Source organism: Pseudomonas sp. 3296 (assembly GCF_031456615.1).
Classification (GTDB): domain Bacteria; phylum Pseudomonadota; class Gammaproteobacteria; order Pseudomonadales; family Pseudomonadaceae; genus Aquipseudomonas; species Aquipseudomonas mucoides.
Genome location: NZ_JAVDUY010000023.1, coordinates 1 through 8147, shown reverse-complemented (window position 1 = coordinate 8147; position 8147 = coordinate 1). Strand labels below are relative to the sequence as shown.

Below are 8147 nucleotides of genomic sequence, written 5' to 3'. Positions count from 1 at the left end.
GGCAAACGCGCAGCGGCGCTGATGAGCCTGATCCAGTCGGCCAAGCTCAATGGGCATGACCCATATGCTTATTTGAAAGACGTTCTGGCGCGACTGCCAACGCAGCGTGCAAGCGAGATCGCCGAGTTGTTGCCGCATAACTGGATGCCTTTACGCATCCTGTGACTCCCGTTCGTTTACTGATAACTGCCATCCCTACCGCGACCAAAGAGAACTCTCATTCGCGTGCCCTTCCGGTAAACGAAGACGCTCCGTTTGCTGAGGTGTGAGTGCTGCAAGAAGGCACAACTTACACTATCGAGTTCTTGGCCTCTGCCGGGAAGAGTTTCATTATGAGCAGTCGATCATTGAGCGCTCGTAAGGCGCGATCTCTATCTTCAAGAAAAAAAGGACTTAAAGTGGGATCAAGGCCTGCTGCACCCAGGATTTCGGAGTCTACGAGGTACCAGGATGTACGAGTTCCGCTTTTCACGACCACCAGCGATACCCAGTTTGCAGGGATGGGCTCCTTAAGTCGAAGTTCGGCTTCAAGCCGAGGAGAGGTTCTCATTGGAGCCTGGAGACCGTGCGTCTTACAAAGAAAGATTCCTGACATCGGTTTCGATCTCCACTTTTTGTCTATTCAAAATGGCTTCGCGAGCTCAGCCGCCCGATTTCGTCGAAACGGACGATAAGAGGATACCTTCAACATAAATGATCTCTTGCCTGAAAGCTTGATCGGTCGTAGGTGACTTCACCGGACGGTTACGTTCTTTCGAAGTAAGTGCGTATTGGCTGCCGAAGTACCACTGTGATGCGATCATTCTCAACTAATGTGGTCCGAGAATGATGTAATCGGGTTGTTCTCACGCAATGTGGGCTCATTCTCACTTACTGTGGGCTATTTCTGCCCCCGACCGCAGACAAAAGATCATTTTTGTTCCGTTCTTTGGCCTGAGATAGCAAAGAGCCGGTGGTCAAGATGATCGCTGCCAGGGTCAATACAAAAAGTCGCATAGAGCCAATACCTAGTCTTTTACGCGTTAAGTCTTACGGAGTGTGCGGAGTTGGCGACGCCAGCACCGGTGTCACTCACGTGTACGATTTTCATAGGCATCCCTTGCTGCTATTAATGGTCAGGACGGACAACAAAAAACTGATTTTTTTTCGCCTGGTCCGAAGCGGCATGCCCTGCAAAACGAATAAAACAACGTTCCTTTCAACCTACAGGTATTTCGCCAGCCCCGGCGACCATGACGGCGCTGCAGAGGAGGAGGGGGCTCGCTCTATCGATGGTGGCTCTTCGTGGGCAGAGTTCAGTCAGCTGTCCTTGATACCCAAGCGGTGCAGAGCACATCCCTCAGCAGGAGGAGGGGGCAGTCAGAAGAGCCCACGCCGATAATTTTTACGAATGCCTATGTCAAAATTAAGTAGTTTTTGTCCAAAGCCTGCGCCACCCGACCCTGGGTTCTCAGTCGGGGTATCTCCAGTTGATACAGGCGATCCTGAGCGATGGCATAGCCGTAGAACACACCGTAAACCTCATTGACATAAACATGGGCGGTACCGTACTCGTCACGTTTGAACGTGACATCAGCCGTTTGAGCGGAAAAAATGGGATGAGAGAAGGCTGGCGATGGGAAGCTAAACGGCGAATCGTGAGGGTATGAGAGATCTCATAAAATACTGTAATTATTATTTTACAATACGTTACATTGCTTTCCGTGCGCAAAAAAATATCAGGTGTTAGAGCTGGACGTCAATTAGCTTTTTGCTTAACGATTGTCGACATACACTGACAACAGCTTATTTATGCCGGATGGCGCATTCGGTATTTTTAATGGCGTAAACGGTCGATACTTTAATGTGATTAAGCAGCTACCATAATAATCGATCATGTTGTGGCGCTGACTATTTCGCTGCTGACACCATATGTATCGCTTGCAGGTTTGCGCATTGAGCCTGGAGAGGTGTTGGCGGCTGTTTTATTTTTATTTTTTGCGCTGCTCTTGTTGATTGAGCCCAAGGTAGATAATGCGATTTTCACTGCAGGAGTGTTTCTGGATTGTTGTGCTCTGCGTGGCTTTCACAGCAGGCATGCTGCATGTACCGCCGCTCTAGTTTTTAAGCGAGTTCAGCTTGGCGTGTAGTTGGATTTTTGGGAAGGTGTTCAAGCGACAGCCGTTATATTAAACATGGCGCTTTTTTTGTCGCAATCAATATGTCGACGAAGTGGAGCAAACTTACATGAACGATGGTCTGCAGCGTCCACTTACATCGCTCAGTTTTTGGTAAAAGGTGACCGAATCGTGGAGTCTCCCTTATTCGTCGGTCTGCCTTCGAGGGTGATGCCACCTAAGCAGGTCAATCTCCGAAGCAATGTCAGTAGCACAACCCAAAGCGCGAAGAAGCCGTTCCGGTTTTCAGGATTGCCAGGCGCGACTCTCATCATGGCGCGGGGCATGCCCCATACAGACGCCGGATAGATTTAAGCAAGCCGACCACCTCGCCCCTTAATCAGCATTGCAAAAATGGGGGTGATCATAGATTTGATAGGGGCCAGTCCAGGGTATACCTGAAAATCGTATGGGGATTTCAGTCCCGGTTAGCGAACAAGGTCCCCACGTGCGTCTTTCATCAGGGGCCGAGCCATCAGCTCAACATGACCGTTTGTAGTAGCGCAGTCCTTCACCTCCTTACGTCGAACCGGTGCACGCAACAGAGAATAAAACGAAAACTATTGAGCTTGCATTCAAGAGGAAGCCCTTGTAGTACGATTTTTTTCCGTTTCAATATCACCCCCAATACAGCATCGAGTGTTTTTGCGCGAGGCCGAAGAAATGGTCCAAGGGCTGGAACGTGACCTACTTCCGCTGACCGCGAACGGGTGAGCCCTAACCCCCGCGTTATGAATAACGCCGTTTTCGTTAAATTGTGCTCAAAAAAGTCCGCTTGCTTTTACCCTAAGCACCCTAGGTATCCGAAGCACCCGAAGCATTGGGTCAGGTTTTCTACTATTAAATGCCGCTTTGTGGGAGTCATAAAGGGAAGTTTTCATGGCGTCATCTTGCGAAATTCAACTGCTCGATCGCTTACTGACGGGCGAACAGAGTGCTTACCGAGAACTAATTGTGAGTCACCAGAGCGCCATGCGAGCTGTTGCTTCTGCCATCGCCGGGTCACGCAATGCTGATGACGTTGTGCAGGACGCTTGGCTCTCAATGGTGCGGAATCTGGCTGGCTTTCAGGGACGTTCTAGCCTCAAGACTTGGTTGTTGACCATCACTGCCAATTCGGCCAAAGACAGCTATAAGAAAAGTCGCCGGGAAGTTTGGATAGATGACTTATCGTCGTCACATGGCACTATCGACGACGATCGTTTCTCTATGGGTTATGGCCACTTGGTGGCGTCGCCGGGCGCGAGGCATCAGGATACCCCTGACGCGCTCCTGACAACGGAGGAACTGCATGACTGTCTGGAAAATACGCTGCTTAGTCTGCCGGAATTACAACGTAGTGTCTTGCTGCTGCGTGACCGGCAAGGGCTCGAGTTAGAAGAAATTGGTGATCGTCTGAAAATCTCAAAATCCAATGTAGGTGTGTTGTTACACCGTGCTCGGTTAAAAGTCTTTGCGACTGTCGAGTATTTTGAGGAAACCGGCGAATGCTTAAGCAGCAAGAGAAGCGGCTCTGCAAGTTTACAAAATACCTGAGCGATAATCGCTTATCCAAGGGGGGGGGCAAGTAGGTTCGAACAAAAAAACCGAGGCGAGTGCGAAACATTTCGCCAATTAGGAAAATAACGCGTTATGCAAAAACCTGGAGCGACGATGAAAAAAACACTAACGCTATTGTTGACGCATAGCTTGGCAATAGGACTGGGCATAGGCCTCGGCATTTACGCACTGCCTATTTTGATCGCGGCGAAAGCGCCCACAGCACTCGAAATCGCTGGGCACACGGCCTCATCCAAATTTACCGGAAACTTCCGGCGCAACCTCAAAGACAGCGATGCTTTCCATTGGGGCGACGGCATCCTTTCGGTCAGTTCCCAAGCGGTAGTACTAACTGGTGAGTTAGCCCCGGGTCCAGATTACAAGCTGTACCTTTCCCCGGAGTTTGTTGAGACAGAAGCAGACTTCCATCGTCTAAAAGACCGCCTGGTGCGAATTGGCGACGTGAAGACCTTCAATAACTTCATCGTTCCGCTACCCGAATCGGTAGACCCATCGCAGTACAACACTGTCATTATTTGGTGCGAAGCGTTCGGCCAGTTTATTACGGCAGCCAGATACAACTAATCGACTTGTAAGACGCGCAATCGAGGAGTGACGGGGATAAGATCGGGGTATAGGCCTCGCCTCGACGGGCATAGATTTTTGTGCCTCTGTGAGAGCCGCCCCTGAGCGATTTAGTTGAGGAATAAACCTTTGGGGCGGTATTGGGATTGCGAGTTTCGCAGAAATAATTTATTACGCTTTTTGCTCAATAGCATTTTCAATTTTTTGTCAGTTTTATACTGACTCACCTTGACTCGCGTTCGAAATACGCACCGTTGTGTGCACTATGTACACGATATTCTTTTTAATAAAATGAAGAGGTTTTAATGATTGTCATCGTATTTCGAGCTCGTTTCAAAGAGGGCGTTGATACAGAGGAACTAGCCCGGCTTGGCAGCCGCATGTACACACTGGCGTCGGCGATGCCGGGCTTCGTGTCGTACAAGGATTTCGAGTCCGAAGACGGCGAGAGCGTATCGATCGTTGAATTCGAATCGCTGGAGACTCTCGCGGCCTGGCGCGCCCACCCCGAACATCGAGCGGTCCAGCATCGCGCCCGCGAAACACTCATGAGCCAGTATCACATTCAAGTCTGTGACACGATTCGCGACTACGCTTTCAAGGCGCAATCCTGAGCATACGCAGAGGACAGTGAGGCCATCGACGGTTTAGGGGGGAGGAAGCCCCCTGAAAGACAGGACACCGTTTCCCCCTTAACATATGGGATAGGCTCTAGAGAAAGACGTTTGCAACAGCCCGACGCAGCCCTTCAAGACAAAATTTCATGATTTTTTTTAGCGAATGAAAGGGACTTCCCCGTCCAGCTCCGCGGCGAAAGTCGCGGGGCGGCAGGGCTCTTGCCCTGTCGACTCATTATTTTTTTTTTGCAATAGCTGATTTCAGCTACGCATGGTCCTCGCCTTGCTGTTGTTCCAACTCATGCTGTCGAAGCAGTGAGTGTGTGACCTGCTCAATGTAATCAAAGACCTCAGCCTGAACTGAATATTGGTACTGCTTACGACGGCTCTTGGATACCGTCCCATTATTTTTCAGGCACATCATCACGAGGCTGGCCAAGTCGCTACCGCGCACGTCATAGTTCTCGTTGACTGTCCGCACGACCTTGTCATAGTTCTCAAGGAATATCATCTCCTCACGAAGCTCAACCTCGAGTGCCTGCTTTGCCATTTCCAAGGTGAAACGAACTCCGGGAGTCGCATCCCAAAAGCGATAAATCGCGGGGTTACCGGTAAAGTCAAACGTGTACTGGCCCTGATCGATCCATCGAACATTCCAAAACTCTCGCGCCGGACGGGAGAATTGCTGCAGTGTCTCCAGATACAGACGTTCCTCGCGCTTCATGGCGACAGAGACTGGTAGGAGCAAACCGTTCTCTAGGGCGCCGGCGCGGCACAACGTCTGGTGTATCAGAAAACGGGAAAGGCGGCCGTTCCCGTCCATGAACGGATGAAGAAAGACGAAACCGAAGGAGATAATACCCGCAGCTATCAGAGGATCGATGCGCGCTGGTGCGTCATTCCCCAGAGCCATTAACTCGTCCATCAGCTCACGGCAGAGATCTGGTCCAGGCGGAACGTATGTGACCCCCGCGGCTCCTTGCAGGCCGCTCGCAAGATGGTTCTGCTCATGGCGAAATGCCGCTGCCATGTCGTAGGGGTTCGATATCGTCGCATTCTGGAGGTGGACCAAGTAGTCTTCACTCAGTGGAATACGTTCGTGAGCCTGCCGAAGCAATTGGATGAACTTGCGCGCTTTGTCCTCGCTGGGCGACTCTTTCTCTATCGCAAACGAATCTTGGGTTTCGTGGAGGTATGCCCAGTTGATGGCGCGATCCATCATTCCCGATGGAAGGCTCTGAATGAAATGCTGAGCGCGTGCAAGGATATCGTGCGCTAGCAGCGCGACAATCTCGGGTGTGCGGTCAACGGTGGCGCAATATGCGATCGTCCCAATGCCGTTGAATTCCACCCGCCAGCGAGAATTACGCTCTCCGGGCATCGTCACATACAAATCAGGGTCGAACAGGGGGACGAAAGCACCTCGAACGGGAGAATGCTGGCGCAGTTCCTCTCCGGTGAAGGCTTCGCGTAGAAAGCAGGCTTTGCGGATGTAGATACCGTTTGGCGCTCTTTCAAGTTCCGCTTCCAGACTCGCTGCTGGAATTTGGGGTAGAGCCTGGGCCAGAATGGCTAGGTTGATGCCCTCATGCTTAAGCGCGAAGAGAAGATGTCCCAGCAGATCATCTGGCGCGGGCGCAATATTTGGTGGTACGGCCAAGGTTTGCCCGATCTGTTCGATCCGAGTTACTGGCTGAACCTTTGCCGGCCGGCGCAAAGGGAAAGCTGAAAGCCGCAGAGACTCCTGCAGCCAGGCGTATCCAGCTGAGTTCATGGCGAAAATCCTTGATTTCTAGCTCTTGCCACGATTTTTTTCTTCAGCGCGCCAAGATAATCTTAATTTTAAGCAATTATCCTGATTTTTTCTTAACTGGCTAGCGATATTGCTGATGCCTTTGTAGGGCTGCCAATATGTTTCTCCAAGGGCAGTTCGGTGCTTGTTTCCCGGGCCTCTCAGTGAACCTGCTCGGCAATCTCAAGAAGGGCGGATGCTGGAGCTGAGTGCAACACGGTTATTGGATTGAAGGTGGGGCCTCATGGCGCTTAGCGATGGCCTCTTGCATCAAATGCCCTATCATTTGGATGGGGCATTTGAAGTCGAACCGTTTGCGTGGGCGCATGTTTAAATTGCAGGGCGATGGCATCCAGTCCTTCCTGGCTGTGTTTCGACAAGTCGGTGCCTTTGGGCTGGTACTGGCGAATCAAGCCATTGATGTCTCGTTTCTGGCGCGCTGCCAAGGGCTATGCGGGTCGCAAAAGTGGATGGCAACCCCAGTATTTTGAGTGATGTCAGCATGCCCTGGCCATCTCCCGTCCCTTGCCGTAGGTGACGGTTTTACGCATTGCCAGCGGCATACGATTGAGCGCTGCACTGACCCCCTCCATCGCAGAGGTCGCCGTCGCATCGTTCATCTTTACCAGCATTAAGTAACCACTGGTACGCTCCACCAAGGTGCCTACATGTAGCGGCTCGATAACATCGGCGGCCCGACCCGATTACATCGCGCATTCCGGAACCACATTAGCTGAGAATATCTGGCAGCTCCGGCTCACAATAAGTGAGAATGAGCCCATATTGCGTGAGAACAACCCCGATTACATCAGTCTCGGCCCACATAAGTTGAAAATGAACATCGCATCATAGCGGCACGCCGGCATCCAATAGCCGATCATGCAGTTCTTGTGTCCGTTCTGCTGCGAGCTGACCGCATAGGGTGCCATGTCGCCCCCAGCCGGAACCGGCCCCACAACTGCCATTGGCTTAGAGTACTTTGAAATCCCTTTTCTGAGGCGAGCCTAGCAGACGCGATTTAGTCTGGAATCACCGCGCCGTGTTGATCATAGTCGGTATAGACCTCATCTTCCTCTCCTCCATTGGAGGTCACAAAGGTATAGCGCGCCGTTTTGCCATCTTTTGCGATTGACCCGCTTCGCAGGTCACCGGGAAGTATTGCGACGGACGTGTTGTCAGGCGAAATCAGTCGATAAACGTCAGCCTCGGCAGTCAACGCTGTTCCTGCTGAGAAAACCTCTGCTCTGTCGTACAGGAACGGGATGACCAGTTTTCCTTGAGTGTCGATATAGCCAAATTTGTTATTGTTATCCTGGACGGCTGCGAAGCCGTTGGAAAACGGTTTGATCTGTTGAAAACTGCTTAAGGAAACTCTGAAAAAGACTCCCAAGTCTGCTGAAATACGCTTGCCCCACGAACTGAACGGTTGAGCCCCGATGAAGCAAATATCCTTCGCCG

8 protein-coding genes and 1 pseudogene are annotated in these 8147 nt (G+C 51.4%); 5 read left to right on the top strand and 4 right to left on the bottom strand.

The window, feature by feature from the left end; genetic code table 11:
- Positions 1-165 (top strand): transposase domain-containing protein (locus J2X66_RS29990; protein WP_310272325.1); only part of this gene is annotated, 165 nt, incomplete at its 5' end.
- 1229 nt (positions 166-1394) lie between these two features.
- Here J2X66_RS29990 and J2X66_RS29985 read toward each other — a convergent pair.
- Positions 1395-1595, bottom strand: a complete 201-nt coding sequence (locus J2X66_RS29985) for a penicillin acylase family protein (RefSeq protein WP_310272322.1) — start codon at positions 1593-1595, stop codon at positions 1395-1397.
- 285 nt (positions 1596-1880) lie between these two features.
- Between J2X66_RS29985 and J2X66_RS29980 the strand changes: the two genes are divergently transcribed.
- From J2X66_RS29980 to J2X66_RS29965, 4 genes are all read left to right on the top strand, one after another.
- Positions 1881-2129 (top strand): hypothetical protein, encoded by a 249-nt coding sequence (locus J2X66_RS29980; protein WP_310272320.1) that lies wholly within the window; start codon positions 1881-1883, stop codon positions 2127-2129.
- Positions 2130-3035: 906 nt separating this feature from the next.
- A complete protein-coding gene (locus tag J2X66_RS29975; RefSeq protein ID WP_310272316.1) occupies positions 3036-3692 on the top strand; it encodes an RNA polymerase sigma factor in 657 nt (218 codons plus the stop codon).
- Positions 3693-3788: 96 nt separating this feature from the next.
- Positions 3789-4280: a DM13 domain-containing protein gene (locus J2X66_RS29970; protein WP_310272313.1), complete on the top strand. Its 492-nt coding sequence runs from the start codon at positions 3789-3791 to the stop codon at positions 4278-4280.
- A 305-nt stretch (positions 4281-4585) separates the two neighbouring features.
- Positions 4586-4894: an antibiotic biosynthesis monooxygenase gene (locus J2X66_RS29965; protein WP_310272311.1), complete on the top strand. Its 309-nt coding sequence runs from the start codon at positions 4586-4588 to the stop codon at positions 4892-4894.
- Between the two features lie 268 nt (positions 4895-5162).
- Here the strand turns inward: J2X66_RS29965 and J2X66_RS29960 are convergent, their stop codons facing one another.
- From J2X66_RS29960 to J2X66_RS29950, 3 genes and pseudogenes are all read right to left on the bottom strand, one after another.
- Complete coding sequence (locus tag J2X66_RS29960) at positions 5163-6671, bottom strand: Fic family protein (protein ID WP_310272309.1); 1509 nt, start codon at positions 6669-6671, stop codon at positions 5163-5165.
- A 238-nt stretch (positions 6672-6909) separates the two neighbouring features.
- Positions 6910-7357, bottom strand: a pseudogene (locus J2X66_RS29955) (IS30 family transposase); the annotation flags it as partial.
- 350 nt (positions 7358-7707) lie between these two features.
- Positions 7708-8147, bottom strand: a 440-nt coding sequence (locus J2X66_RS29950) for a WG repeat-containing protein (RefSeq protein ID WP_310272306.1), incomplete at its 5' end; no start/stop codon positions are given.